Source organism: Nonomuraea sp. NPDC003727, from assembly GCF_053586935.1.
The window spans coordinates 950,203-976,369 of record NZ_JBSFNE010000001.1 but is presented as its reverse complement, the minus strand read 5'-3'; the positions used below and the strand labels follow the sequence as shown (position 1 = coordinate 976,369).

The window sequence follows — 26,167 nt, the reverse complement described above, 5'->3', positions numbered from 1 at the left end:
GCCGGGGTGAGGATTCTCACCATGCAGGCCGTGGAGCGTGCCAGGCAAGCACGGGCCGGTTGACTAGTGGTCAACCTCCGGTAACCAGCCACCGCGTGCCGTACGCCCTGGCTCCCAGCGTGACGAGACGCGCGACCATCCACACGCCCAGGGCCAGCCACAACACGACCAGGTCGCCCGCCGCGAGCGCCAGTGGCAGGTAGGCGAGCGTCGTCCACACCCCGGCCCACGCCAGGTAGCGCTGGTCGCCCGCGCCGATCAGGACACCGTCGAGCACGAACACGATGCCCGAGACCGGCTGGAGCAGCGCCACCACCCACAGCACGCCGAGCAGCTCGGCGGTCACCTCGGGATCGGCGTCGAAGACGCCGGGGAAGAACGGCCGTCCCACGACCACGATCAGGCCCAGCGCGACCCCCGACCACAGGCCCCACCACACCATGCGCCTGGTGGCGTCCTTGGTGCCCGCGGCGTCGCCCGCGCCGAGCGAGCGCCCCGTGATGGCCTGCCCCGCGATGGCGATGGCGTCGAGGGCGAGGGCGAGCAGCGTCCACAGCTGGGTGGTGATGGCGTGCGCGGCCAGCTCGGCGGTGCCCAGCCTGGTCGCCATGGCGGTGGCCACCAGGAGCACGATGCGCAGGCAGATCGTCCTGATGAGGAGGGCGACGCTTGCCGTACCGGCCTGTTTGATGCCCGCCGGGTCGGGTGTGAGCGGTACGCCCGCGCGCCGGGCGCCCTTGACGACGACCCACAGATAGACGCCCGCCGCGGCGGTCTGGGCGAGAACGGTGCCCCACGCCGAGCCCGCGATGCCCCAGTGCAGGCCGAGCACGAACCACGCGTTGAGCACGGCGTTCAGCGTGAAGGAGGCGACGGCGACGACGAGCGGTGTCCTGGTGTCCTGCATGCCGCGCAGGACGCCGGTGCCGGCGAGCACGACGAGCATGCCGGGGGTGCCGAGCAGGCTGATCCGCAGGTAGGTGGCGGCGTCCGCGGACTGCGCGGGCTCGGCGCCGAACAGGTCGACGATCGCGGGTGACAGCGGCCAGCAGATCACGATGAGCGCGACGCCGATGGCGAAGGCCAGCCACAGCCCGTCCACGCCGTCGCGCATGGCGCGGGTGTGGTTGCCCGCGCCGATCTGCCTGGCGACGGAGGCGGTGGTGCCGTAGGCGAGGAACACGCAGAGATAGACCAGCGTCGACAGGACGGTCCCCGCCACGCCGAGCGCGCCGACCGCGGTGGTGCCCAGACCGTGGCCCACGATCGCGTAGTCGGCGATCAGGAACAGCGGTTCGGCGACCAGTGCCCCGAAGGCGGGGAGTGCCAGGCGCAGAATCTCCCTGTCCCGGGCAGTAATGGGCATTTAGCCATTATGCCCCTTACGTAATGATCCTTTGGCGTGTCGGGCCAACTTTCTTTCCTCCACAGCTGGTGGATACTGTTTTCGCTGGTCAGGGCGGTTTTCCACAGCCAGGCTCAGAGTTATCCCCAGGCTCGTCCACAGCGCTCCCCCACCTTCCACCGGTTCCTGCACAGCTTGACCACAGGGTTGTCCACAGGCTGCGTTGCCGTACCGTCTAACGACGGGCGAAACTGTCAGCCCGGTCGACTACAAGTGGGGGTGGTGCGACCGCCTGCTAGGTGTTTCGAGGGGGCGCGGTGACCATGGAAGACGACGAGCCAAGCGGCGGTCCTGGCTTCGAGCGCACCCCACCGAGCAACATCGAGGCGGAGCAGTCCGTCCTCGGCGGCATGCTGCTGTCCAAGGACGCCATCGCCGACGTCGTCGAGATCATCAGGTCCGACGACTTCTACCGGCCCGCCCACCAGATGATCTACGAGGTCGTCACCGACCTGTACGGCAGGGGCGAGCCCGCCGACGCCGTCACCGTCTTCGACGAGCTGCAGAAGCGCGGCGAGATGGCCAGGGTCGGCGGCGCCGCCTACCTCCACACGCTGACCGCGGTCGTCCCCACCGCCGCCAACGCCGGCTACTACGCCAAGATCGTCAGGGAGCAGGCCATCCTGCGCCGCCTCATCGAGGCCGGCACCCGCATCGTCTCCTTCGGCTACGGCGGGCAGAACGAAGAGGTCGACGACCTGGTCGACCGGGCACAGGCGGAGATCTACAAGGTCACCGAGCGCCGCACGTCCGAAGACTACGCGCCGCTGTCCGACATCATGCCGGGCGCCCTCGACGAGCTGGAGGCGATCGGCTCCCGCGGCGGCCAGATGGTCGGCGTCCCGACCGGCTTCCAGGACCTCGACTCGCTCACCAACGGCCTGCACCCCGGCCAGATGATCGTCGTCGCCGCCCGCCCCGCGATCGGCAAGGCGCTCGCGCTCGACACTCCCCTGCCGACCCCGACGGGTTGGACCACCATGGGTGAGGTGAGAGTCGGTGACCATCTGATCGGAGCCGACGGAAAGCCCACCCGCGTTGTCGCGGCGACGGACGTCATGCACGGCAGGCCCTGCTACGAGGTGGAGTTCGCCGACGGTACGGTGATCGTCGCCGACGGCTCCCATCAGTGGCTGACGGACACACGGGCATCCCGCAGGGCGGGCCGGCGGAGTGCTTCGGTGAAGACCACCGAGGAGATCGCCGCCACTCTCCTCTGCAACACGTCCGACGTGCGATTCAACCACTCAGTACCCGTCGCCGGTTCCATGGAGCTGCCCGAGCGCGACCTCCCGTTGCCGCCATACACCCTTGGGGTGTGGCTGGGAGACGGGAACAGCGACAGCGCCAGGTTCACATCGGCGGACCCGGAGATCGCCGCTTACATCGAACAAGAGGGGATAGGCGTCGAAAAAGGCGGCCCCTCCACCGGATTGCGCCGCCGGGACCACCACGGGACCGCTCAGGACATTCTCCGCGGTATGGGAGTGCTGGGGAACAAGCACATCCCTTCCATCTACCTGCGTGCCTCCGAACAACAGCGCCGGGACCTGCTCGCCGGCCTGCTGGACACCGACGGGTACGTCGACGACAGCGGCACGGTCGTGTTCGCCGTCACCAACCGGCGACTGGCCTACGACACGCAGGAACTGATCCTCGGTCTCGGATACAAGGCGACCATCGCCACCAAGCGTGTCAACGGCCGCTCAGAGGACGGTTCCACGTGCTACCAGGTCTGCTTCACCCCTGGCGACAAGGTGTTCAAGCTCGGCGGGAAAGCCGCCCGACACCGGCCGCAGGCCAGCCCCAAGGTCGGCTACCGGAACATCGTCGCCGTACGGCGAGTCGAGTCGGTTCCGGTTCGCTGCGTCGAGGTGGACAACCCGGAGCACCTGTACCTCGCCAGTCGGTCCTGGATTCCGACGCACAACTCGACGCTGGGACTGGACTTCGCCAGGTCGGCGGCGATCAAGCACGGGATGACCACGGTCATCTTCTCGCTGGAGATGTCGCGCAACGAGATCACCATGCGACTGCTGTCCGCCGAGGCGCGCGTGGCGCTCCACGCGATGCGCTCGGGCATGATGACCGACGACGACTGGACCAGGCTCGCCCGCAGGATGAGCGAGGTGGCCGAGGCGCCGTTGTTCATCGACGACTCGCCCAACATGTCGATGATGGAGATCAGGGCCAAGTGCCGCCGTCTCAAGCAGCGCAACGACCTGCGTTTCGTCGTCATCGACTACCTCCAGCTGATGAGCTCGCCGAAGAAGACGGAGTCCCGGCAGAACGAGGTGTCGGAGATCTCACGGTCGATCAAGCTGCTGGCCAAGGAGCTCGAGGTGCCGGTGATCGCCATCTCCCAGCTCAACCGTGGTCCCGAGCAGCGCACCGACAAGCGTCCCGCGGTCAGCGACCTTCGCGAATCTGGATCGATCGAGCAGGATGCGGACATGGTGATCCTGCTTCACCGCGAGGACGCCTACGAGCGGGAGTCGCCGCGCGCGGGTGAGGCGGACCTGATCGTGGCCAAGCACCGTAACGGCCCCACGGCGACGGTCACCGTCGCCTTCCAGGGCCACTACAGCCGCTTCGTCGACATGGCCCAGCACTAGCGGCCGGCGCCTCCGCCTCAGGTCGCTTCCGCCACCCGTGCGTGGCTCGCGTGCACGCGGTGCCGTACGACGAGTTTGATCAGCTCTTCGATCACGACGAGGGTCGCCGCGATCCCGACGCAGACGCCCCACTGGGCGAGGTTCAGGCCGGTGGTCCTGAGGATGCTCTGCAGGAAGCCGACCACGGTCACCGCGATGACCGCGAGGAGCGCGATGGCGTACCTGCGCAGCTGGTTCGGGCCGGGGATGGCGTCCCTGGAGAAGATCGTGTTCGTCTGGTCCCTGGTCAGCACTCCCGCCGCGACGTGGAAGAGCGACAGCGTGGTCAGGAGCATGGTGGAGGCCACGAGCGCCCCGTACGCCACGCCGACCTGGTAGGCGGCCAGCGAGCCGACCGTCATGACGAGCCCCTGGACGCACAGCCGGATCCAGTTCGCCCGGGACAGGACCGGTGCGCCGACCGGCCGGGGCGCGCGGTCCATCAGGCCGCGTGTCGGCTCGTCGAAGCCCAGCGCGATGGCGATCGGGATGTCCACCACCATGTTGATCCACAGGATCTGCAGCGGGTTGAGCGGGATCCCGTCGGCGATGCCGAAGAGGGCCGCGCCGATGAAGACCGCGATGTAGGCGACCAGCGTCGACATCTGGAAGCGCAGGTACTTCAGCAGGTTGTCGTACAGGGAGCGGCCGTACTCCACGGCGCCCACGATCGTCGCGAAGTTGTCGTCCGTGAGGATCATCACGGCGGCTTCCTTGGACACCTCGGTGCCGGTGATCCCCATCGCCACGCCGATGTCGGCCGCCTTCAGGGCGGGTGCGTCGTTCACCCCGTCGCCGGTCATGGCCACCACGTTGCCGGACTGCTTGAGCAGCCGGACCAGGCGCAGCTTGTCCTCGGGCGCCACCCGGGCGACGACGCCGATGTCATCCAGCTTCCTGAGCGCCTCGTCGTCGCTCAGCGCCGCGAACTCGGCCCCGGTGATCGCCTGGCCGGTGATGCCGAGCTCACCGGCGATCGCCGCCGCCGTCGTCGCGTGGTCGCCGGTGATCATCCGTACCCGGATGCTGGCCTTCTTGCACGTCGCGATCGCGCTTCTGGCCTCAGGACGCGGCGGGTCGACGATTCCCACCATCGCGAGCAGGGTGAGGTCGAGCACCTGGCCGATGAGGTCGCCGTCCGGGTTGAAGGCGCGCGGATCGAACTCCCGCTCGGCCACCACCATGACCCGCTCGCCCGCCGCCGCCATGCGGTCGTTCGCGTCCAGGGCGAGCGACCGGTTGCCGTCCGTCACCTGGACGCGTGAGCCGTCCGGCGCGCGGTAGGCGGTCCCGCGCGCGATGAGCACGTCGGGGGCGCCCTTGACGTAGCAGCGGACGACCGGCTGCCCGTTCGCGCCGGTCATCTCGTGGAAGGTCGCCATGAACTTGTAGTCCGAGTCGAACGGGACTTCCGCGATCCGGGGGTAGGCGGCGCGGGTGTCGGCGATGTCGAGCCCGCCCTTGGCGGCCAGCACGATCAGCGCGCCTTCCGTCGGATCCCCGATCAGGTTCTCGCCGTCCAGGACGGCGTCCGCGCACAGGATCATCGGCAGCAGGTACGGGTCGAGGTCGACGCTCGTCCCGCCGACGTGCTTGATCTCGCCCTCGGTACGGTAGCCCTCACCCGACACGGTGAAGCGGTTCTGGCCAGGGATCACCATCTCCCTGGCCGTCATCTTGTTGAGTGTGAGCGTTCCGGTCTTGTCGGAGCAGATCATCGACGTCGAGCCCAGGGTCTCCACCGCGGGCAGGCGTTTCACGATGGCGTTACGGCGTGCGATGTTCTGGGTGCCGATCGACAGCAGCGCCGTCACGACCGCGGGAAGGCCCGTCGGGATGGCGGCGACGGCCAGGGCCACACCCGTGACGAACAGGGTGTCGAACGGCTTGTTCTGGAGCAGCCCGAGCACGACCACCAGGGCGAGGGCGATGCCGGCGATCGTCGCGATGATCTTGGAAAGCGAGTCCAGCTGCTTCTGCAGCGGAGTCTTGTCCGCCTCCGTACTGGCGAGGAGGTCGGCGATGTGGCCGATCTCGGTGTCCATCCCGGTCGCGGTGACGACGATCTCCCCGCGGCCCCGGGTGACGGAGGTGTTCATGTAGGCGAAGCACGTCCGGTCGCCGAGCGGCACCTCCTTGCCCGGCACGGGCTCGACGCTCTTGAGGACCGGCAGGCTCTCGCCCGTGAGGGCGGCCTCCTCGATCTCCAGCGTGGCGGCGACGCAGATCCGGCCGTCCGCCGGAATCCTGTTGCCCGCCTCCACCAGCACCACGTCACCCGGGACGAGTTCCTCGGCGTCGATCTCGACGGCCTGGCCGTCCCGGCGCACCCGCGCGATGGTCTTCATCATCTGGGAGAGGGCCTTGACGCTCTCCTCGGCCTTCGCCTCCTGGCGCAGCCCGACCACGGCGTTGAAGACGGTGAGCGCGACGAGGACCACGGACGTTCCGACCTCGCGCGTGACGAGCAGGTTGATCAACGCGGCGGCGAGCAGCACGATCTGCATGAAGTCCCGGTACTGGCGCAGCCACGCCTGGAGCGCGGACTCCTTCTTCCCCGCGGCGAGCCGGTTCGGGCCGTGGGTCCTGAGGCGTTCGCGCGCGGCCTCGGCACCGAGCCCCTGGTCGAGCTGGACGCCGAACTCCCGGAGCACCGTCGCGACATCGACCGCGTGCCATGCCGGACGGGCCCCCTGCCCCCGCTCCGGGACGGTCTCCGGCTTTCCCGGGCGGCGCGGATCCGGCGAGACGGTGCTGCTCATCCTCTGCGTCCTCCGTTGCGAAAGCGCGGCCGATCACACGGCGAGCGCGGTCGACCCCGTCGGCGGCTTCCTCCTCCATCGCTTCGCGCGCCCGTACCGGCCGGAAGCCGGTATGCGACACCGCCGGTGTCGATCACCGGCGTGTCCTCTGTTCATGCCCTCCCCGGCTTCACATTTCTCCCTAAAAGTGTGCAAATTGGGCATTGGTTTGGTTGGGATCCGCCCGGCGCGCGCACCGCGGATCAGGGGCGGCGCCCCGACGCGGGGGGCGGAAGGCACGATCGGGGCGGTGCCGGGTAGCGTGCCTGCTGGATCCGACTTCCTGCGACTTCCTGCGACTACTGCGACTTCCTGACGACGACGAGGCGGGACGGTGGCTGACCTCATCCGTGGCGTGTTGTTCGACATCGACGACACCCTCTTCGACTACTCCAGCTCCGAACGCGCCGGCCTGCTCGAGCATCTGGCCGCCGAGGGCCTGCTGGACGGCTTCCCGTCGCCCGAGGAGGCGGTCGCGCGGTGGCGACGGATCATGGAGGAGGAGTACGACAGGTTCCTGGTCGGCGAGCTGACCTTCGAGGAGCAGCGGCTCGTCCGGGTCAGCAGGTTCCTCGGCAGGCCGGTGCCGGAAGAGGAGGCGACGGCCTGGTTCGCGGGCTACTCGGCGCTCGTCAACGCCGCGTGGGCGGCCTTTCCCGACGCCGCCCCCGTGCTGGCGGCGCTCGCGCCGCGTTACCGGCTGGGGGTGGTGACCAACTCCACGCTGTCGCACCAGCTGGCCAAGCTGACCGCGCTCGGCCTGCTCGGCCACTTCGGCACGACGGCGATCGTGTGTTCCAGCGAGTACGGCCAGGCGAAACCGCACCCCGGCATCTTCCTGGAGGGATGCGCGCGGCTCGGCCTGCCCCCTGCGCAGGTCGCGTTCGTGGGCGACAAGTACGACATCGACGCGCTGGGGGCACGCGACGCGGGACTGCGCGCCTTCTGGCTCGACCGGTCGGGCCGCGGCGCCGTACCAGCCCGCGAGAGCGCCGCAGGGTCACAGGTGGGGGCTGCTCCGGCCCGCGAGAGCGCCGTGGGGCCGCAGGTGGGGGCTGCTCCGGCCCGCGAGAGCGCCGCAGGGCGACCGGCGGGGGACGTATCGGCAGGCGAGGGTGCCGCGGGGTCGCGTGCGGGGGATGGCCGGGAACGCGAGGGCGCCGTGGGGGCACGGGGCGGGGACGGGCCGGCACCGGACGGCGTGACGGTCATCGGCTCGCTGGAGGAACTGCTGACGGCCTTGGACGCGGTCAGCTCGCGTAGATCAGCTGGCGGTACGGCCGGATGAGGTCCTCGAACGCGGCGATGAACTCGGCGGCGGCCGTGGCGATCTCCTCGTCCGGCGGCGGCGTGGCGGGTTCGAGCGCGTGGCGCACGACGAACGCCAGCGTCTCGGCCTTGGCCCGCCGGTCGAGCTCGCCCGCCTGCGGGTCGAGCGCGTCGATGAGGTAGAAGCCGCCGTTGAGCGCGCTCAGCGCGTATCGAAGGTTGGGCACGTCGTCGCGGAGCAGGCCGTGGCCGACCATCAGGTCGAACATGCGCGTGGTGGCCAGCAGCTCCTGGCTGTGCAGCGGCCGGTCGGCCATCATGCCCTGCAGCGCCCGGCTGTCGCCGGTGATGAGCACGCGTAGGACGGGCCGGTCCTGGATGTCGACGAACGAGAACGCCAGCATCCGGTGGGGCAGCACGGTGGCCGGTTCGCGGCGCATCTCGGCGAGGAGCGTCTCCAGGTAGGCGACGGCCTCGCGCAGGAGCAGGGCCTCGAACAGCTGCTGCTTGGTGCGCCAGTGGAGGTAGACGGTGCCCTTGCCGATCCCGGCCCGCTGGGCGATGTCCTCGATCGTCACCTTGCGGTAGCCGAGCTGGACCAGGAGCTCGCCGGCGGCGTCGAGGATCCGGTCGGCCCGCTCCTTCGTCATGGGGCCTCCAGAACACACGCTGACCGTTGGTCGAATCTATCGCAGCCGGAATGTGAGGTGTGTCGCCTGCGGCGTCTCCACCACCTGGGTCGTGCGCAGCTCGGTGCGGGTGAGTCCGTCCCAGAGGAGCGTGCCGCCGCCCAGGATCACCGGCACCAGGTGCAGGCGCAGCTCGTCCACGACCCCTGCCCTCAGGTACTGCCGGGCCAGCTCGGCCCCGCCCACGACGCAGATGTCGGCGTCGCCCGCGGCCTCGCGCGCCTGGTCAAGCGCGCTCTCGATGCCGTCGGTGACGAACGTGAAGGTGGTGGGGCCCTTGACCAGCGTCGGCCGGGGCCGGTGCGTGACCACGAAGCACGGCCTGCCGAAGGCGCCGTCGTCGCCCCAGGGCTCCTCGCCGACGTCGAACATGCGGCGGCCGAGAAGGAAGGCGCCGGTGTTGGCGAAGGTCCGGCTCGCGATCTCCTTCTCCTGGGCGGTGGAGTCGCCGAGCAGCCAGTCGTGCAGCCGCAGGCCGTCCTCGCCGAGGGGGTGCTCGAGCGAGACGCCGGGCGCGGCGACGTACCCGTCGAGCGATGTCGTCATTTCCAGAAAAATCATCAGATCTCCCGACGAATGTGACGTATGAGACATCGAACGCAGGAATCCCCCGTGATCACTCCAGTGCTACAGGAGACAGGACACGCGAAAGGGAGCGCAACCATGTCGTACCTCATCGCCTATGACGGCTCGGCCGACTCGCGGCACGCGATCGAGTTCGCCGCCAAGCATCTCAGCGCGGAGCCCACCGTGATCGTCACCGTGTGGGAGCCGCTCATCGTGCAGCTCGCCCGGCACGGCGCGGCAGCCGCCACCCTGATCCCCGGCGAGAACGTCGAGGAAGCGCAGACGCAGGCCGTGGCGCGCGCCAAGGAGGGGGCCGAGCTGGCGGTCGCCTCCGGCCTGTCCGACGTCACCTACCGCGCGGTGGCCGACAAGAGCTCCATCTGGCAGGCCATCGTCGACCTCGCCGACGAGATCGACGCCTCGCTCGTCGTCACCGGATCGCGCGGCCTCGGCGGCGTGCGCTCGGTGCTCCTCGGCAGCGTCAGCAACCACGTGCTCCACCACGCTCGGCGCCCGACGCTGATCGTGCCTCCGACGGAAGGCCGCTGACCACCTCGCCCCGCCCCGCTTCCCGCGGGGAGCCGTCCGCCGCCGGTCCTGCCGCTCTCGGGGGGCCGTCCGCCGCCGGTCCTGCTTCCCGTGGGGAGCCGTTCACCGAGGGCCCGGCCTCCCGCGGGGAGCCGTTGGCCGGGGTGCAGGGGAAGGGGCGCAGGTGGGTGTCGATGCGCCTGGCCCCCGGCCCCTCCTCGCCGAGCTCGTCACGCGGGTTGGCCAGCACGCACCTGTCGAGCGACAGGCACCCGCAGCCGATGCAGTCGGTGAGGTCGTCGCGCAGGCGCAGCAGCTGCTCGATGCGGTCGTCCAGCTCCGTCCGCCAGGCGGCCGACAGGCGGGCCCAGTCGCCACGGGTCGGCGTGCGCCCCTCGGGCAGCTCGGCCAGGGCGTCCTTGATCGTCTTCAGCGGGATGCCGATGCGCTGCGCCAGCCGTACGAAGGCGACCCTGCGCAGGGTGTCGCGGGAGTAGCGGCGCTGGTTGCCCGCCGTGCGGCGGCTGGAGATGAGGCCCTTGGCCTCGTAGAAGTGCAGGGCGGAGACGGCCACGCCGCTGCGCTCGGACAGCTGGCCGACCGTCAGCTCCTTCGCGTTCCAAGGCGCGGTCATGGCGTCACGGCCCTGTGGATGTCGCTGACGTACGCGAGTACCTGCACCGCTCCAGCCTAAACGGACAATCTTCTACGATCCGACCGTGAACACGATTCAGGCAAAGTTCGAGGTTCTCGACGAGCGCTTCGCCGGCATCGGCGGCGACGAGCGGATGGAGATCCTCCACACCGGCACCCGCTGGGCCGAGGGACCCTGCTACTTCCCGGCAGGCCGCTACCTGGTCTGGAGCGACATCCCGAACGACAGGATGCTGCGCTGGGACGAGCAGTCCGGCCACGTCGGGCCCTTCCGCCGGCCGTCCGGCTACGTCAACGGCAACACCCGCGACGCGCAGGGCCGGCTCGTCTCCTGCGAGCAGGGCAACCGCAGGGTCACCCGCACCGAGCACGACGGTTCGATCACCGTCCTCGCCGACCGGTGGCAGGGCAGGCGCCTCAACAGCCCCAACGACGTGGTCGTCAAGTCGGACGGGTCGGTCTGGTTCACCGACCCGCCGTACGGGATCACCAGCGACTACGAGGGGCACCGGGCCGAGCAGGAGATCGACGGCTGCCACGTCTACCGCGTCGACCCGGTGAGCGGCGAGGTGACCCGGGTGGCCGACGGGTTCGAACGGCCGAACGGCCTGGCGTTCAGCCCCGACGAGAGCCTGCTGTACGTCGTCGACACCCGCCGCAGGCACCTGCGCGTCTTCGACGTCCACGCCGACGGCACCCTGTCGGGCGGCAAGGTGCTGGCCGAGGGCACCTCCGACGGCATCAGGCTCGACGACGCGGGCCGGATCTGGGCGGCGGGAGACGGCGGCGTGCTCTGCTTCGACCCCGACGGCACGCTCATCGGCAGGCTGGCGATCCCCGAGAAGGTCGCCAACCTGACCTTCGGCGGGCTCAAGGGCAACTGGCTGTTCATCACCGCCTCCACCTCGCTCTACGCGCTGATGACCAACGTGCGGGGGATCATTCCCAGCGGAACACCCTGACCGCGAGCGCCCCGGACACCACCAACCCCACCGCCAGCACCAGCAGGTGGGGCAGGTGGGGCGCCTGTCCCGCCCACGTGTCGCCCAGCGCGCGGGCGAAGGGCCCGGCCACCGAGTAGTCGCCGATCACCCGCACGACCTCGGGAAGGTACTCGCGCGGCACCCACATGCCCGACACGAACATCAGCGGGAACATCACCGCGGACCCGATGGTCGGCGCGGCCTTGCCGTTCGGCGCCAGGGAGGCGATCACCAGCCCCATCGCCATCAGCGCCGCCGTGCCGAGCACGAACACCAGCAGGAACCCGGGCAGGTTGCGCGGCAGGCCCGGCCCGAACACCATCAGCAGTCCGGTGGCCACCACCGCGACCACCAGGTTGATCAGCAGCTGGACGGCCAGCACGCGCAGGGGCGAGACCGGCGTCGTCGACATCCTGCGCAGCACGCCCTGGTGCCGGTAGGTGGCCAGCACCGTAGGCAGCACGGTGAACGACAGCGTCAGCACCGACAGCATGACCATCAGCGCCGGGAAGGCGGGACCCGCGGCCCGGCCGAGGAAGACCAGCAGCATCAGCGGCAGGGCGATCGTGAACAGCAGCGACGCGCCGTCGCGCAGGTGCAGCTTGGCCTCGACGAGCAGGATCTTGCTCACGTCAGGCTCCTTCCGGTGAGCGAGAGGAAGACGTCCTCGAGCGTCGTCCGCTCGATGTGCAGGTCGGCGGGGACGATCCGGCGCTCCGCCAGCGCGATCGTGACAGCCGGCGCCAGGTCGCCGGAGCCGGTGACCGTGACCTGCTCGCCGTTCCTGACCACCCCCGTGACCCCGGGTACGGCCAGCAGCAGCGCCTCCTCGACCGGCGCCGACGGCCGGAACCTGACCCGCTGCGCGGCCCCGGCCCCGCCGATGAGCGCGTCCGGCGTGTCCAGGGCGACGACCCGGCCCGAGGAGATGAGCGCCACCCTGTCGCAGAGCCGCTCCGCCTCCTCCATGAAGTGGGTGACCAGCACGATCGTGACCCCGTCCGCCCTGACCCGCTCGACCAGCTCCCAGGTGTCCCTGCGGGCCTGCGGATCGAGCCCGGTGGTCAGCTCGTCGAGCACGGCCACGCGCGGCCTGCCGACCAGGGCCAGCGCGACCGACAGCCGCTGCCGCTGGCCGCCCGACAGCTTGGCGAAGGGGGTGTTCCGCTTGGCGGACAGGCCCACCGTGTCGAGCAGCGCCCGCCAGTCGGCCGGGTCGGGATAGAAGGACGCGAAGAGGTCCAGCGCCTCCCATACCTTGATCTTGTCGGGCAGGGCGGCGCTCTGCAGCTGGACACCCAGGATGCGGCGGACGGCGGCGCGGTCGCCGACGGGGTCGTGCCCGCCGACCCTGATCGTGCCGCCTGAGGGGGTCCGCAGCCCCGCGACGCACTCGACGGTGGTGGTCTTGCCGGCGCCGTTCGGACCGAGCACGCCGAAGATCTCACCCTCGGCGACGGCGAACGAGACGTCGTCCACCGCCACGTGGTCCCCATAGAGTTTGCGGAGGTTCGCGACCTCGATGACCTTCATGTCCATGACGCTAGGAACCGGCGCGCCCGCCGGTAAGGCGGCTGGATGCACGACAGGGGTGGGGCTAGGTGCAGTGTGCATAGGCTGCCGATCGCCCAGACTGGGGGCATGCTCCGCAGAAGCCTGGTGTTGATCGCGCTGGTCGCCGTCGAGGTGCCGGTGGCGTTGCTGTCGATGCTCGCGCTGATCGGCGCGTTCGCCCTGGGGCTGGTTCCGTGCTTCCCGCCCACGGTCATGCTCGTCAGGCGCGTGACCGGGCTGACCAGGAGGATGGCCGGCATCGAGGCGCCGTACCACCCCGAGCCGCCCCCGCCCGTGCCGCAACCGGACGGCTGGTACCGCCACGACCGCACGCTCTACAAGTCGCCGCGGGTACCGAGGTGGAGCAACCGCTGGAAGTGGCTGTTCGGCGACCCCGCCACGTGGCGGGACTTCGTCTGGCTGCTGCTCGACCCGGTGGTGAAGGCGGTACTGGCGCTGCCGCTGCTGGCGCTGCCGGGACCCGCGCAGCGCGTCTACGGGCGGTGGGCGGCGCTGCTGCTGGCGCCGACGGCCAAGAGCCGGCTGGCGGGCCAGGTGCGGCGGCTGGCGGAGTCGCGCACCACGACGGTCGACTCGCAGGCGGCCGAGATGCGCAGGATCGAACGCGACCTGCACGACGGCACCCAGGCGCGGCTCGTCGCGCTCGGCATGACGCTCGGCGCGGTCGAGGAACTGGTCAGGAACGATCCGGCCGCGGCCGTGGCGCTGCTGGCCAAGGCGCGGGAGGCCTCCGCGGAGGCGCTGGCCGAACTGCGCCGGGTGGTGCGCGGCATCCACCCGCCGGTCCTGGCCGAACGCGGGCTCGGCGACGCGGTGCGGGCGCTGGCCCTCGACAGCCCGCTGGCGGTGGACGTGCAGATCGACCTCCCCGTACGGCTGCAGACGCCGGTCGAGACCGCGCTCTACTTCGCGATCAGCGAGCTGCTGTCGAACGTGGCCAGGCACTCCGGCGCCGAACGCGTCACCGTCGACATCAGCCACTCCGGACGCGACGTCAACGTCCTGGTCTGGGACGACGGGCGCGGCGGGGCCGACGCCTCGCGCGGCAGCGGCCTGAACGGCATCGAACGCCGCCTCGCCGCCTTCGACGGCGTGCTCGCCGTGTCCAGCCCGGAGGGCGGCCCGACCACCGTGGCCCTGTCGGTGCCGCTGGCCCTGCCCGAGGAGTACGGCAAGCCGAAGATCCGCATGCCGTGGTGGCAGACCTCGACCGTGGTCGTGTGCTGGGGCCTGGCCTGGCTCCCGCTGTTCCCGCAGGGCCTGGTCGCGGGCGTCTTCAAGGCCCTCGACCTCGAGATCAAGTCGTGGTTCCTGGCGCTGTACCTGGACGATCCGTGGCAGTGGCCGACGATCATCGGAATGATCGCGCTGGGCTCGCTGATGTACGGCCTGGCGCTCTACCTGCCGATGTGCCACGACAGGGAACGCTGGATGGCCGAGTCCACCCCGAGACGCCCCTGGCGCGGCGCATGGTGAACCGCGTCCTGGTCGCCGAGGACCTCTACCTGCTCAGGGAAGGCCTCGTCCACCTGCTCCAGGCCCACGGCTTCACCGTCGTCGCCGCCGTCGAGGACGGCCCTTCCCTCCACCGGTCGCTGATCGAGCTGCGGCCCGACGTCTCCATCGTCGACGTACGGCTGCCGCCCACCTTCACCGACGAGGGCCTGCAGGCCGCGCTGGACGCCCGCAAGCAGATCCCCGGCCTGCCCATCCTGGTGCTGTCGCAGCACGTCGAGCAGCTGTACGCCAGGGAGCTGCTGGCCGACGGGTCGGGCGGCGTCGGCTACCTGCTGAAGGACAGGGTGTTCAACGCCGAGCAGTTCGTCGACGCCGTACGCAGGGTCGCCGAGGGCGGCACCGCGATGGACCCCGAGGTGATCGCCAAGCTGCTGGCCAGCAAGGCCAGGCACGAGCCGCTCGGCAGGCTCACGCCACGCGAGAAGGAGGTGCTGGGGGCGATGGCCGAGGGCCGGTCGAACGCCGCCATCGCCCAGCGGCTCTACCTGAGCGAGAGCGCCGTGGGCAAGCACACCGCCTCCATCTTCGCCAAGCTCGACCTCGCCCCCTCCGACGACGACAACCGGCGCGTGCTGGCCGTCCTGGCCTACCTCAACGCGGCCCGCCGCTAGCCGTCTTCAGCGCGGCCCGAGGCCAGCCTTCTTCGGCCCGGCGCCAGCCGTCTTCGACGCGGCCCGACACCAGCCGTCTTCAGCGCGGCCCGAGGCCAGCCTTCTTCGGCCCGGCGCCAGCCGTCTCCAACACGGCCCGACACTAGCTGGCCTTGCGTAGCCCGGCGCCGGCCGTCGCGCCTGGCGGCGCCGTTCACGCGGCTGGGCTGGGGGTCTCTGGCGCATCGAGCGCGGCGGACCCCTGGGGCCGCCTCCGAGCTGCGGTGGGATCATCTCGCACCGGTCCGGTTTGTCAGTGCCACCGGCTAACGTTTGGTGAGAAACCGGCGACGAAGGGATGGCTCAGGTGAAGTTCCGGGTTAACCGCGATGTGCTGGCTGACGCGGTGGCGTGGGCGGCCCGAGTCCTCCCCACCCGCCCCTCCGCTCCCGTGCTGTCCGGTCTGCTGCTCGAAGCGGGCGACGAGCTGACCCTGTCCGCCTTCGACTACGACGTCTCCGCGCGAGCGCGCATCGAGGCCGACATCGACGAGCCGGGCCAGGTCCTCATCCCTGGCAGGCTGCTCGCCGAGATCAGCCGCAGCCTGCCGCAGGAGCCGGTCCAGATCGTCACCGACGGCTCCGAGGCGGTGCTGACCTGCGGCAGCGCCGAGTTCGGGCTCGTGACGATGCCGGTCGAGGACTTTCCCACCCTGCCCACGATGCCCCCCGCCATCGGCGCGGTCGGCGGTGGCGTGTTCGCCGGAGCCGTCGGCCAGGTGGCCCCCGCCGCCAGCCGCGACGACACGCTGCCCATGCTGACCGGCATCCGGGTCGACATCGCGGGCGACTCCGTGGCCATGGCCGCCACCGACCGCTACCGCATCGCGGCCCGCGACTTCGCCTGGCGTCCCGTCCGGCCCGACGTCAACATCTCGGCGATGGTGCCCGCCAGGGTGCTGGTCGAGGTGGCCAAGTCGCTGCGCGGCGGCGAGGTGTCGATCGCGATGGGCGACGGGGTGGCGGGCTTCGAGAGCGTCGGCCGCAGCACCACCGTCCGCCTGCTGGACGAGCAGTTCATCGACTACCGCACGCGCCTGACGGCCGACTGGCCGCTGCGCGCCGACGTGCGCGTCGGCCCGTTCGTGGAGGCGATCAAGCGCGTCGCGCTCGTCGCGGAGCGCAACACCCGCATGAAGCTGTCGTTCACGCAGGGCCAGGTGCTCATCCAGGCGGGCGGCGGCGACATCGGACGCGGCGCCGAGGTGGTGGAGTGCGACCTGCGCGGCGACGACATCCAGATCGCCTTCCAGTCGCAGTTCCTGATCGACGGGCTGACCGGGATCGAGACGGAGTTCGCGCGCATCAACATGGAGTCGCCGACCAGGCCCGCCATGATCACCGACGTCCCGGGCGACGCCGACCCCGCCTTCCGCTACCTCGTCATGTCCCTCCGCCTCGTCTGACCACCCCGCGTCGCCCCACGCGCGGACAGTCGCCCCACGCGCGGACACAGGTGTACCTCCACCCGCGTTCCGACCGGTCCGTGCTCCACCCGCGTTCCGGCCGGTCCGTGCTCCACCCGCGTTCCGGCCGGTCTGCGCTCCACCCGCGTTGGCTACGGGGACGGCTGTATGGGCTGCGTTGGCCGCGGGGGCGGCTGTCCCAGCGAGGCTGGCTACGGGGCGGCTGTACGGGCGAGGCTGGCCAGAGGAACGGCTGTACGGGCGACGTAGCGGCGATCAGCCGGAGTCCTGCTGGAGTATGCGTGAAAGACGGGCGGCCAGCGAGTGACCCCGGTGGCCGTTGGTGTGGCTTGCCGTACGGGAGGAAGGACGACAGGCCCGACGGCGCGTGCAGGGGGAGCATGACCGGCCCGGCGGCGCGTGCCGGGGGAAGGACGACCGGCTCCACGCACCGATGCGGAAGGCGGCCATCCTCATGGCGCGGGCGAGAGACACGCCGACAAGACCCGCGGCGCACGTGGAAAGCGGCCGGTCCCGTGACCCATACGGAAGGCAGTTGCGTGTGCGGGGGATGGGCGGCCGATCCCAGCCGCGAGTCGGTGGAGAGGGAGCTGGGGTCAGACGTCGGTCAGGGCGATGAGGATGTGTTCCATGCAGGCGTGGCCGGCGCGTTCGGCCGCGGAGGCGTCGCCTGCCGCGATGGCGCGGGCGATCGCGTCGTGGGGGATGTAGCTGGAGTTGAGCGCGTCCATCGATGTGCCCGCCGCCGTGATGCTGGCCCGCAGCGCCGCCGAGAAGTCCTCGTAGAGGTCGATCAGCACCAGGTTGTGGGTCGCGCCCACGACCGCCTTGTGGAAGGACAGGTCGGCTTCGACGAACGCCTCGGGGTTGCCGGCCTCCCACGCCCTGTCGCGGTCGGCCAGGCGCGCCTCGATGATGCGGATGTCGTCGTCGGTGCGCCTGGTGGCGGCCAGGCGCGCCGATTCGACCTCGAGCGCGCGCCTGACTTCGAGGATCTCCAGCTGTTCGGCCTGCTTGAGCCGGCGCAGCATCGCTCCTGACAGCTCGTTGGTCGCCCTGACGTAGGTGCCGTCGCCTTGCCGGCACTCGAGCAGCCCGGCGTGGGTGAGCGCGCGCACGGCCTCACGAACCGTGTTGCGTCCCACTCCGAGCTGCTCGGCGAGCACGGTCTCCGTGGGGATCTTGCCGTTGATCTGCCACGACCCTGAGGTGATCTGCTCTTTGAGCTGATCGATCACCTGGTCGACGAGCGAGGCCCGCTGCGCCGTACGCAGACTCACAGTCCGCCTCCTCCGGGGAAACCAATCATCCTATGAGTCAATGACTGGTCGACCCTAATTATTCCAGACGTGAAAACACAAATCTGGAGCTCCCGGAGTTCTTTTTCAGCGGGAAAGTGGCGCGTCCACCCGCACTCCGGCCATGGCGGAACGAACTCCTGCGGCTTCGAGGGCTCTACGATACGCCGCGGTCTGTTCGTCCTGATGACCGGCCCTGCCGTACAGGTCGCCCAGTTCGCGCCAGCATCTGGCCGCTCTCCTGTCGATCCCGTACGGCGGGGCGTGGAGCGCGTCCAGGAGCAGCCGGGCCGAGCGGAGGTGCTCGGTCGCGTCGCCGCCACTCGCGAGCGTGGCGTCGGCCAGCAGCAGGTGGGCGACCGCTGGGACCGTTCCTGGAACGTTACGGAGCAGGCTGAGCGCATTGGTGCCGAGCTCGCTCGCGCCGTCGGCGTCACCCGCCCGGAGCCGGACGCGCCCGTGCACGATCATGCTTTCGGCGTGGTCGGCGACCGTGTCGGCGAAGGCGGACAGGATCCGGCTCGCGTTCGTGGCGAACTCCTCCGCCTCCGCGGCCGTGGCGAGCCCGAGGCGCGCCCACGCCATCGAGACCTGCCCGAGGCGGACGGCCAGGCGGGCGGAGCGACCTGCGGAGATGGCGTCGTCGGCCAGCCGTACGGCCAGCGCGGAGTCTTCGCCGGCCGCGGCCACGATGCTCGCCTTCCACAGCGCGTGGATCTCAGCGGAACGGTCCACAATCTCAGGTGTCCCGGTCGAGACGAGCACCTGCCGCACGTAGGTGAGCTCAGGCGACGGGTCCGAGCGGGTCTCCACGAGCGCGGCGGCCAGCTCCACCGCCAGCTCACCCTGCGTGACGGCGAGCCTGGTGGCGTGCTCGAACGCCGCGGTGCCCAGGTCGCGTGCGCGCAGCCGGTCGCCAGCCAGGTGGTAACAGCGCGCGAGCGCGACGGCCAGCGGCAGGTCGGCAAGGCGTTCGGGATGAGCGGCAGCCTCCCTACGCAGCCGCTCATAAGCCTCGACAGCCGGTCCGAGCCTGCCCTGCGCCTCGAGCGCGCGCGCTCTGCCGAGTCTGGCGTGCGCGGCGAGCATCGCGTTCTCCTCGCCGGCGGCCTTGATGATCTCGGTGAAGCGCTCGGCGGCCACGTTCGGGTCGCCGTGCCGCAACTCCAGCTCGGCATGGCGGAGGCCGAGCTCGGTGTCGATGCGCTGTCGAGGTTCGATCCCGTGCAGGAGGAACTCGGTGGTGCATCCCAGTCGCTCGGCCAGGAGTCTGGCCACTACGGGAGTCGGTGTTCGCTTACCCGACTCGATGAGTGAGACATAACTGTCCGACAGGTCGGGCCCGGCCAGCTGGGCCTGAGACATCCGCCTGTTTAGCCGCAGTCCTCGGACGCGGTCACCGATGGTTCCCTGACTCGGCATCTCATCTCTCAGGGCGGGGAAGGGTCAATGTGTCGCAATGATTGCATGAAGCGACCGAATCGGGTATCCCCACCCGAGAAATCTCTTCACAGAGGGTTAATCGTCCCCTTCGTCCTTGCTCGGGAAAAGCATCTGACAGACCTCGAGATAAAGGGTCTCCGGATACGGGATGTACTCGACCGTGGACAGGGCCTGGTCCTGACCTGCTGACTCGAGGATGAACTCACCGTAACCGAGCATGCGACCGAGCAAGGAGCGCTGGAAGCTCATGTCGGTGACCTTCTGTAGCGGCATCATCGCGACTTTGCGCGTGATGAGGCCCGTCGTGAGCAACATCCGTTTCGAGGTCACCACGAAGTAGTCGACCGACCACTCCGCGACTTTCCATACGAAACGGATGAGCAACAGCAGCCACAGCCACCACACGACCACCAAGGCGGTGCCGCCACCCTGGTCGCCGAAGAACTTGCTGAGCAGTCCAGCGATGATCAGGCCGCCGAAGACCTCGGCGACCGGACGAAGCAGCACGGCGGGGTGTCGCCGCACCATGATGACCTGGTGTTCGTGGGGGAGTAGGTAGCGGTTGACCGACGACGGAGCAGAGTCCCCGTGGGTCACAAGTCTCATGCGAGGCTGTTGAAGAATTGGGCCAGAGAGTCGGCCGCGTTGAACACCGTGTCGAACGCGCCACGCACCGCGTCCGCCGCATCGGTTGGTCGTGCGAAGAGGTAGTACGCAACGAATGCGATACCACCATAGGTGAGGACCTTCTTGACCTGCACTGTCGCCTCCACTACCACATTCCCACTACACCCGCCGTATACATTACCCAGCCAGGTGGCTGGGTAAAGCGCTCCAGACCACGACTGTCTTACGCGTCGCGGATACAGAACTCGATCTTGACTAGCCCCGGTCGCTCGCCACGAGCGCCAGGACGTGAAGGTGCTTGCGAGCGATCCGCTCGACCAGACCCGGGTGGGCATAGCCGGTGACCTCGAGTGCGCCGTAATGCGCGGCCTCGACGCAGCGGGTGACCGTGCTCGCGGAGTGTATCCCCGCGAACTCGTCGCGAAGGGCTGATTCGACCTCCGCGTAGGGACTCGTGGCTGGCAGCTCGCTCATGGTGCTCCCCGATGCGCGCCTCGGAGCAGGAGGCGCATATGAGATACCTTCGTTACTCTTCGTACCCACGTAGCAACAGTATGTAACGAAGGGTCGGGGCCATGTAGGGGAAAGAGCCGATCAGACCACGCCGTAGAGGCGGTCGCCGGCGTCGCCGAGGCCCGGCACGATGTAGCCCTGCTCGTTCAGCCGCTCGTCGAGCGCCGCGGTCACGACCCTGATCGGCCGGCCGGAGTCGGCGAAGACCTTGTCCATGTAGGCCAGCCCCTCGGGGGCGGCCAGCAGGCACAGCGCGGTGACGTCGACGGCGCCCCGGTCGAAGAGGAACTGGATCGCCGCCGCCAGGGTGCCGCCCGTGGCCAGCATCGGGTCGACGACGAAGCACTGGCGGCCCGACAGGTCGTCCGGCAGGCGAGTGGCGTACGTCTCCGCCTGCAGGGTCGACTCGTTGCGGATCATGCCGAGGAAGCCGACCTCCGCGGTGGGCAGCAGCCTGGTCATGCCGTCGAGCATGCCGAGCCCGGCCCGCAGGATGGGCACGACCAGCGGGTACGGCTTGGCCAGCCGGATCCCGTGGGCGGGAGACACCGGCGTCTGGACGGTCACGTCCGTGACCCGGACGTCGCGCGTGGCCTCGTAGGCCAGGAGAGTCACCAACTCGTCCGCGAGCCGCCGGAAAGTGGGCGAATCGGTACGGACATCTCGCAGCGTGGTCAGCTTGTGCGCGACGAGGGGGTGATCGACGACGAGGGTCTCCATAACGGACAACGCTATCTTGTGTGGAAGGTACCGGCACGTCGCGTACTTGGATTTGATCACAATTTGGCCGGACGGCCCTACGCTCAGTGGACGCTTCTGGAACCATTGGAGCTCGTAGAGGCCGCGTTGGCAGGCCGGGTGGGGAGCACGACGATGACAGACGAAGATGCGCTCGACTTCGCCATCGTGATCTATCGCGAGGACGAGTGCTGGGACGCGGAGTTGCTCCCTGTCGCTCTCACCTCCGATCTCCACGGGCTCATCCATGCGTTGAAGCAGCAGCCGAGCGAGAGCGGCACGATCGGCCTGGTGGCCGTGGGCGACGAGTTCTTCGTGGCGCTGCGGGTGCTCGGCGACAGAGTCGACGTCTTCCTGTCCGACATCGCCGCCTCGTGGGACTACCCGCTGGCCCAGCAGGTGCTCGAATACCTCGACGTGCCCGTCCCCGACGAGGACGAGCTCGACGACATCCTCCAGGACGAGGACACCGTGCTGCCCGCCGGCGATCTGTCGATCTTCGTGGACCTCGGGTTGGACGAGATGGAGCTGGGCATCCTCTCCGGTGACATCGACCTTCACCCCGAGGACGTGCTGTCCAGCATCGCCGCGCGGCTCGGCTTCTCCGAGCCGTTCGAGCGAGCCATCGACTCGGTCTTCGGCTGAATCTCGGGAGCAGTGGCATGCCCTCCAGCGCCATCTTCTCGGCCGCGTTCGTCAGGACACCCGACGGGTGGAGCGGGGCCGAAGTCGATCTGAGCGAGGCGGAGATCGTCGACGACCTCGGCGACGCCGTCCAGGAGAGTCTGGGGTTGAGCGGCGACGAGCTTGCGCTGCTGTGCGTCGAGGTGGAGGACGAGTGGTTCGCCATCGCCCGCTACCGGGGTGACGAGGAGCCGCGGGTCTTCCTCTCCGACGCCCAGGCCGGCCTGTCCGACGCGCTCGGCGAGCTGTTCGCCGAGTTCGCCGGCGTCGCGCCCGACAAGGACAGCGCCGACCTCGGCGTACGGCCGGCGGGCGACTTCGAGCTGCTGAGCGACTTCGGGGTGAGCAAGGAAGAGCTGCTCGAGCTGAGCATGGAGGAGGGCGTGCTGCCCGCCGACATCCTGTCGGTCATCGCCGAGCGGCTGGCCTTCGCCGACGAGCTCGACAGGCTGCGGTGACCCCATGGGACACGGCCATGCGGCTGGCGCTCGACGAGGCGTCGGCGGCCGCGGCCAGAGGTGAGGTGCCCGTCGGGGCGGTGGTCCTCGACGCGTCGGGCGCGGTGCTGGCGCGGGCCGGCAACGACCGAGAGGCGGGCGCCGACCCGACCGCGCACGCCGAGGTGCTGGCCCTGCGGGCCGCCGCCGCGTCCCTCGGCACCTGGCGGCTGGCCGGGTGCACGCTCGTGGTCACGCTGGAGCCCTGCACGATGTGCGCGGGCGCGGCGGTGCTGGCCAGGGTCGACAGGATCGTGTACGGCGCGGTCGACGCCAAGGCCGGGGCCGTCGGGTCGCTGTGGGACGTGGTCCGCGATCGCCGGCTCAACCACCGGCCCGAGGTCATCATGGGTGTGCTGGAGGACGAGTGCTCCGCGACACTCAAGGAGTTCTTCGGCACTCGCAGGATCCGGTAAGCTCATGCGCGGTGGTGTCGCCTAGTGGCCGAGGGCGCACGCCTCGAAAGCGTGTGATGGGGCAACTCATCCGTGGGTTCAAATCCCACCACCACCGCCACGACAAAGAGCCTCTGACCTGGTAACACAGTTCAGAGGCTCTTCGCATCTCAAGATCATTCGGTCACCGTTGGGAACGGGCGACGCGCACGGCCCTGGCGACGGCGTACTTGAAGCGATCACAGCCGCCCTCAGCATCGACCAGTCCACCCTCCTGGCCGACCGGGCACAGGCCGGCTCGCGCATCCAGCAGGCGCTCCCCAGCCTGTCCGCCGCGATCGCCACCTACGACATGCCCACGACGGGCCCGTCCGACCGCTGCCCGAACTCCGGGCCAAGGTCAGCGACGCCGTCACCTGGCGGCTGGCGGTCCAGTACGTCCGCATCGCGCGTGAGCTACCGGAACTGCTGACCGAGCTGTTCCGCGCCCGCACCGCACCCCGCACCCGCACCCCGCGCACGTCCGCTGGTACCACTCCTACACGCTGTATGCGCTATGGGAGGTCGCCCACCTGCGCCGCCTGCCGATGCCGTGGCGGGTGTACGCCACGGTGATGTCGGACCTCGCACCGGTAGCGATGCTGTGGGCGTTCCTCGTCCGGCCAGGGGCTCGTATGGGAGGGCCTCGCCTACTGGCTCGGCCTGTCGTACGCGGTCGGCATCCGCGACGTGCTGCGCCACCCGTCCGCGCCTGTGGGTGAACGGCTGGCGATCTGGCTGCTCGGCACGCCGCTGCTCATGCTCCTGCAACTGCTCGTGCTCCGCCCGCGATGTGGCAGGCGCCACTCCAGGCGCGCTGCGGCGACTGGGGCGCTCCATCAGAGGCGTGATCGTCGATTCGGCATGCTCGCCGCATGGTGCGCCGACTCGGGCCGGATGGCCGTGAGGTCGAGCACATCCTGCTCGACGGGCGCCCGTGTCTCCCTTTGGGTTGGCCATACGAGATATTTGATCGCGTACTGCTGGAGCGTCCGCGCCGTAGCCCAGCACGCCCGCCCACCGCAGACATCGGCGCTACCGTCGAAGCCATCCGCGCGGCCGGCCTCGAGGTCGACGCCGAACTGTGGATCCCCGCCAGCGAGTGCAGCCAGTGCTACGCCGGCTGCGTCGACGACCCGAAGACGGAGGTCTGACATGGATAGGCCCCAGTGGGAGCAACTGCCCGCGACGGTGCGCACCGAAGTCCAGGACGTCGTCGGTCTCGTGCTGAAGTCGGAGGCGGCGCATCAGGGCCTCATGCCGGGGATCGCCGCGACCCTGTACACGGAGGACGGCGGCAAGGCGTTTCTCAAGGCCGTCCCGCTCGACAGCCCGGCCGCCCACCTGTACGAGCGGGAGCGCTGGGCCGGGACGATCCTGCCCGCCGGCGCGCCGGCCCCGCGGATGACGTGGAGCGGCGACGACAACGGCTGGATCGCGATGCTGTTCGAGCACCTCGCCGGCCGCCGCGCCGACCTGTCCCCCGGCTCGGCCGACGTGCCCGCGGTCCTCGCAGCCCTCGGCAAGCTCGCCACCCTCAAGGCACCCGAGCAGGGGGCGCCCCTCGTCGCCGACAACGTCGAGTTCCTCCTGGCCAAAGGCAGGCACCTGATGGCCAAGCCCTCTCACGAGGTGCCCGACCAGGCGATGTACACCGCCGCCATCGAGGGGTTCGACGTCGCTGCCCTGGCCGGTGGCGCGCTCCTGCACTACGACCTGCACGCCGGCAACCTCATGGTCACCGCCGAGGGCGTGCGGGTCATCGACTGGGGGTTCGCTGCCGGCGGCGCCCCTTGGGTGGACGCGGTCATGCTCGCGCCGCGCCTGGTCGAGGCCGGGCACACGCCCGCCCAGGCCGAGGAGCTCCTGGCGCCCGCATGGGCGTCGGCGCCAGAGCGTGCGGTGACCGGGCTCGCCGCCTTGTGGACGCTGTTCCGTCTCTACAAGGCCATGTACGTCGAGGAGGGTCGCGAGTTCCGTAGCCGCGCCGTCTCCGCTGGCTGTGCCTGGGTGGAGTACCGCACCCGATAGCCAGCACATGGCAAAACCAACGCCTCGCCCCGATGGGCGGGGCGTTCTCTGTCTCAGGCGCGGGCCGCGGTCCGCTGTTGCTTCTCGGCGTCCGAGGTGGGTGGCACGGTGCCCCGTCACGGCAGCCCGCGAGGGACCTCAAACAGCCGCAGCCGCTCCGCTCGCGCCTCGATCAAGTCGGCCGTCGCCTGCTCATCCCACTCGCCCGGACACCAGCATCGCCGCGGCGTGCCCGGCGTCACGGCCAGTGTGGTCCAAGCTTCCCGTGATTTGGGGGAACGGCTCGGCCGAGACCGTTCGAGTTCGTCCGGAACCATGTGGCCTCATCCCGGGCTCCGCCGGCTACGATCCGCGTCACCCAAGGCCAAGAAGGCGTGCGGTTCTGGTTCGAATCCCACCACGACCGCTTCTGGGAAGGGTCGCCGACGGGCGGCCCTTTTCGGTTGCCACGAGTAGTAGTAGTGCGTGGTCGACTTCCGCCGCACGAGCATGCGGAAAGCCCACCAGGGCAGCCACACGAACAGCCCCCACAGACCGCACGTGGCCACCGTCAGCGCGAAGTGCGCCAGGTGGGTAGCCGGGCTCAGGCCGCGCCGCTTGGTGACCGACCTGACGTGCCGCGGATGGACGGGCACGACCATGCGGACGTACGGCGGTGGCGTGCCGGGCTGAGGCGGTGGGTGACCCATGGCGAACCCCCATGACCAGGGAAACCGTCACCTGGAACGTTGCCGCTCGCGGGCCATGGGAATCGTCACGGTCGTGGCGGATCGTGGAAAGGGCCGTCGATCGTCAGCGATCAACGGCCCTTCGCGTCGTCCTCGTCGTGGGTCACGAGGGCAGTTCCAGGACCCGGGCGTGGAGGATCGAGCGCTGGTGGAGCGCGGCCCGCAGGGCGCGGTGCAGGCCGTCCTCCAGGTAGAGCTCGCCCTGCCACTGCACCACGTGGGGGAACAGGTCGCCGTAGAACGTCGAGTCGGCGGCCAGCAGCGAGTGCAGGTCGAGCATCGCCTTGGTGGTGACCAGCGAGTCGAGTCGGACCTGCCGCGGCGGGATCTGCGCCCATTCGCGATTGCTCAGACCGTGTTCTGGATATGGGCGACCGTCGCCGACCAACTTAAAGATCACCCCATCGATTTTAGAAGAGATTCCACCTTTTCGCCTTCTTCGCAGGTCGGACGCC

General features: G+C 69.8%; 25 protein-coding genes, 1 tRNA gene and 1 pseudogene. 13 read left to right on the top strand and 14 right to left on the bottom strand.

Translation table 11 applies throughout. The features are described 5' to 3' along the window. Positions 1–70 precede the first annotated feature (70 nt). The gene (locus ACWDLG_RS04760; protein ID WP_449915976.1) at positions 71–1,366 is read right to left on the bottom strand and encodes an MATE family efflux transporter; all 1,296 of its coding nucleotides are present in this window, start codon (positions 1,364–1,366) and stop codon (positions 71–73) included. A gap of 302 nt (positions 1,367–1,668) precedes the next feature. Here ACWDLG_RS04760 and dnaB point away from each other — a divergent pair, with 302 nt between their 5' ends. After that, on the top strand, positions 1,669–4,020 hold the full coding sequence (gene dnaB / locus ACWDLG_RS04755; protein WP_449916185.1) for a replicative DNA helicase: 2,352 nt from the start codon (positions 1,669–1,671) through the stop codon (positions 4,018–4,020). A gap of 17 nt (positions 4,021–4,037) precedes the next feature. Here dnaB and ACWDLG_RS04750 read toward each other — a convergent pair whose 3' ends face one another. After that, entirely contained in the window at positions 4,038–6,821 is a 2,784-nt protein-coding gene (locus tag ACWDLG_RS04750; protein WP_449915974.1) for a cation-translocating P-type ATPase, read from the bottom strand. A gap of 373 nt (positions 6,822–7,194) precedes the next feature. On the opposite strand from ACWDLG_RS04750, the gene ACWDLG_RS04745 reads away from it, so the two are divergent. Next, a complete protein-coding gene (locus ACWDLG_RS04745) occupies positions 7,195–8,148 on the top strand; it encodes an HAD-IA family hydrolase (RefSeq protein WP_449915971.1) in 954 nt (317 codons plus the stop codon). On the opposite strand, the gene ACWDLG_RS04740 is transcribed toward ACWDLG_RS04745, so the two are convergent. Next, positions 8,111–8,779 carry a TetR/AcrR family transcriptional regulator gene (locus ACWDLG_RS04740; protein WP_449915969.1) on the bottom strand — a complete coding sequence of 223 codons (669 nt, stop codon included), beginning with the start codon at positions 8,777–8,779 and terminating at the stop codon, positions 8,111–8,113. The genes ACWDLG_RS04745 and ACWDLG_RS04740 overlap by 38 nt on opposite strands. Before the next feature lie 36 nt (positions 8,780–8,815). Next, the gene (locus tag ACWDLG_RS04735) at positions 8,816–9,364 is read right to left on the bottom strand and encodes a dihydrofolate reductase family protein (protein WP_449915966.1); all 549 of its coding nucleotides are present in this window, start codon (positions 9,362–9,364) and stop codon (positions 8,816–8,818) included. Between the two features lie 117 nt (positions 9,365–9,481). Here ACWDLG_RS04735 and ACWDLG_RS04730 point away from each other — a divergent pair, with 117 nt between their 5' ends. Continuing rightward, the gene (locus ACWDLG_RS04730) at positions 9,482–9,934 is read left to right on the top strand and encodes a universal stress protein (RefSeq protein WP_449915963.1); all 453 of its coding nucleotides are present in this window, start codon (positions 9,482–9,484) and stop codon (positions 9,932–9,934) included. Positions 9,935–10,106: 172 nt separating this feature from the next. Here ACWDLG_RS04730 and soxR read toward each other — a convergent pair. Further along, positions 10,107–10,547, bottom strand: a pseudogene (gene soxR / locus ACWDLG_RS04725) (redox-sensitive transcriptional activator SoxR); the annotation flags it as partial. 85 nt (positions 10,548–10,632) lie between these two features. On the opposite strand from soxR, the gene ACWDLG_RS04720 reads away from it, so the two are divergent. After that, positions 10,633–11,529: an SMP-30/gluconolactonase/LRE family protein gene (locus ACWDLG_RS04720; RefSeq protein ID WP_449915961.1), complete on the top strand. Its 897-nt coding sequence runs from the start codon at positions 10,633–10,635 to the stop codon at positions 11,527–11,529. Here the strand turns inward: ACWDLG_RS04720 and ACWDLG_RS04715 are convergent. After that, complete coding sequence (locus ACWDLG_RS04715) at positions 11,507–12,181, bottom strand: ABC transporter permease (protein ID WP_449915959.1); 675 nt, start codon at positions 12,179–12,181, stop codon at positions 11,507–11,509. The two genes, ACWDLG_RS04720 and ACWDLG_RS04715, sit on opposite strands and share 23 nt — an antisense overlap. Continuing rightward, entirely contained in the window at positions 12,178–13,083 is a 906-nt protein-coding gene (locus ACWDLG_RS04710; protein WP_449915957.1) for an ABC transporter ATP-binding protein, read from the bottom strand. Before ACWDLG_RS04710 ends, ACWDLG_RS04715 begins: the two co-directional genes overlap by 4 nt. A 108-nt stretch (positions 13,084–13,191) precedes the next feature. Between ACWDLG_RS04710 and ACWDLG_RS04705 the strand changes: the two genes are divergently transcribed. From ACWDLG_RS04705 to dnaN, 3 genes are all read left to right on the top strand, one after another. Then, a complete protein-coding gene (locus ACWDLG_RS04705; protein ID WP_449915955.1) occupies positions 13,192–14,601 on the top strand; it encodes a sensor histidine kinase in 1,410 nt (469 codons plus the stop codon). Further along, entirely contained in the window at positions 14,595–15,254 is a 660-nt protein-coding gene (locus tag ACWDLG_RS04700) for a response regulator transcription factor (RefSeq protein ID WP_449915953.1), read from the top strand. Before ACWDLG_RS04705 ends, ACWDLG_RS04700 begins: the two co-directional genes overlap by 7 nt. A gap of 346 nt (positions 15,255–15,600) precedes the next feature. Further along, positions 15,601–16,698 carry a DNA polymerase III subunit beta gene (dnaN, locus tag ACWDLG_RS04695; RefSeq protein WP_354919147.1) on the top strand — a complete coding sequence of 366 codons (1,098 nt, stop codon included), beginning with the start codon at positions 15,601–15,603 and terminating at the stop codon, positions 16,696–16,698. A 617-nt stretch (positions 16,699–17,315) separates the two neighbouring features. Here the strand turns inward: dnaN and ACWDLG_RS04690 are convergent. The 6 genes from ACWDLG_RS04690 to upp all read right to left on the bottom strand — a co-directional run bounded on the left by ACWDLG_RS04690 (position 17,316) and on the right by upp (position 21,320). Continuing rightward, entirely contained in the window at positions 17,316–17,999 is a 684-nt protein-coding gene (locus ACWDLG_RS04690) for a FadR/GntR family transcriptional regulator (protein ID WP_354919144.1), read from the bottom strand. Positions 18,000–18,104: 105 nt separating this feature from the next. Continuing rightward, positions 18,105–19,439, bottom strand: coding sequence for a helix-turn-helix domain-containing protein (locus ACWDLG_RS04685; protein WP_449915950.1), 1,335 nt, complete (start codon positions 19,437–19,439; stop codon positions 18,105–18,107). Positions 19,440–19,535: 96 nt separating this feature from the next. Next, positions 19,536–20,066 (bottom strand): PH domain-containing protein, encoded by a 531-nt coding sequence (locus tag ACWDLG_RS04680; RefSeq protein ID WP_192778731.1) that lies wholly within the window; start codon positions 20,064–20,066, stop codon positions 19,536–19,538. After that, entirely contained in the window at positions 20,063–20,221 is a 159-nt protein-coding gene (locus ACWDLG_RS04675) for a hypothetical protein (RefSeq protein ID WP_354919137.1), read from the bottom strand. The genes ACWDLG_RS04680 and ACWDLG_RS04675 overlap by 4 nt, the downstream gene beginning before the upstream one ends. A gap of 121 nt (positions 20,222–20,342) precedes the next feature. Then, on the bottom strand, positions 20,343–20,561 hold the full coding sequence (locus tag ACWDLG_RS04670) for a hypothetical protein (protein WP_354919134.1): 219 nt from the start codon (positions 20,559–20,561) through the stop codon (positions 20,343–20,345). A 120-nt stretch (positions 20,562–20,681) separates the two neighbouring features. Next, positions 20,682–21,320, bottom strand: coding sequence for a uracil phosphoribosyltransferase (gene upp, locus ACWDLG_RS04665; protein WP_354919131.1), 639 nt, complete (start codon positions 21,318–21,320; stop codon positions 20,682–20,684). A gap of 153 nt (positions 21,321–21,473) precedes the next feature. On the opposite strand from upp, the gene ACWDLG_RS04660 reads away from it, so the two are divergent. From ACWDLG_RS04660 to ACWDLG_RS04635, 6 genes are all read left to right on the top strand, one after another. Next, positions 21,474–21,983, top strand: coding sequence for a tRNA adenosine deaminase-associated protein (locus ACWDLG_RS04660; RefSeq protein WP_354919128.1), 510 nt, complete (start codon positions 21,474–21,476; stop codon positions 21,981–21,983). A gap of 17 nt (positions 21,984–22,000) precedes the next feature. Further along, positions 22,001–22,480 carry a tRNA adenosine deaminase-associated protein gene (locus tag ACWDLG_RS04655; protein WP_354919126.1) on the top strand — a complete coding sequence of 160 codons (480 nt, stop codon included), beginning with the start codon at positions 22,001–22,003 and terminating at the stop codon, positions 22,478–22,480. A 17-nt stretch (positions 22,481–22,497) separates the two neighbouring features. Further along, complete coding sequence (gene tadA, locus ACWDLG_RS04650; RefSeq protein ID WP_354919300.1) at positions 22,498–22,935, top strand: tRNA adenosine(34) deaminase TadA; 438 nt, start codon at positions 22,498–22,500, stop codon at positions 22,933–22,935. Between the two features lie 10 nt (positions 22,936–22,945). Further along, a tRNA-Ser gene (locus ACWDLG_RS04645) sits at positions 22,946–23,035 on the top strand. 793 nt (positions 23,036–23,828) lie between these two features. After that, positions 23,829–24,107: a hypothetical protein gene (locus ACWDLG_RS04640; protein WP_449915946.1), complete on the top strand. Its 279-nt coding sequence runs from the start codon at positions 23,829–23,831 to the stop codon at positions 24,105–24,107. A gap of 1 nt (position 24,108) precedes the next feature. Next, positions 24,109–24,984 carry a phosphotransferase family protein gene (locus ACWDLG_RS04635; protein WP_449915945.1) on the top strand — a complete coding sequence of 292 codons (876 nt, stop codon included), beginning with the start codon at positions 24,109–24,111 and terminating at the stop codon, positions 24,982–24,984. 831 nt (positions 24,985–25,815) lie between these two features. On the opposite strand, the gene ACWDLG_RS04630 is transcribed toward ACWDLG_RS04635, so the two are convergent. After that, positions 25,816–26,112 carry a type II toxin-antitoxin system VapB family antitoxin gene (locus tag ACWDLG_RS04630; RefSeq protein ID WP_354919110.1) on the bottom strand — a complete coding sequence of 99 codons (297 nt, stop codon included), beginning with the start codon at positions 26,110–26,112 and terminating at the stop codon, positions 25,816–25,818. Between the last annotated feature and the right edge of the window lie 55 nt (positions 26,113–26,167).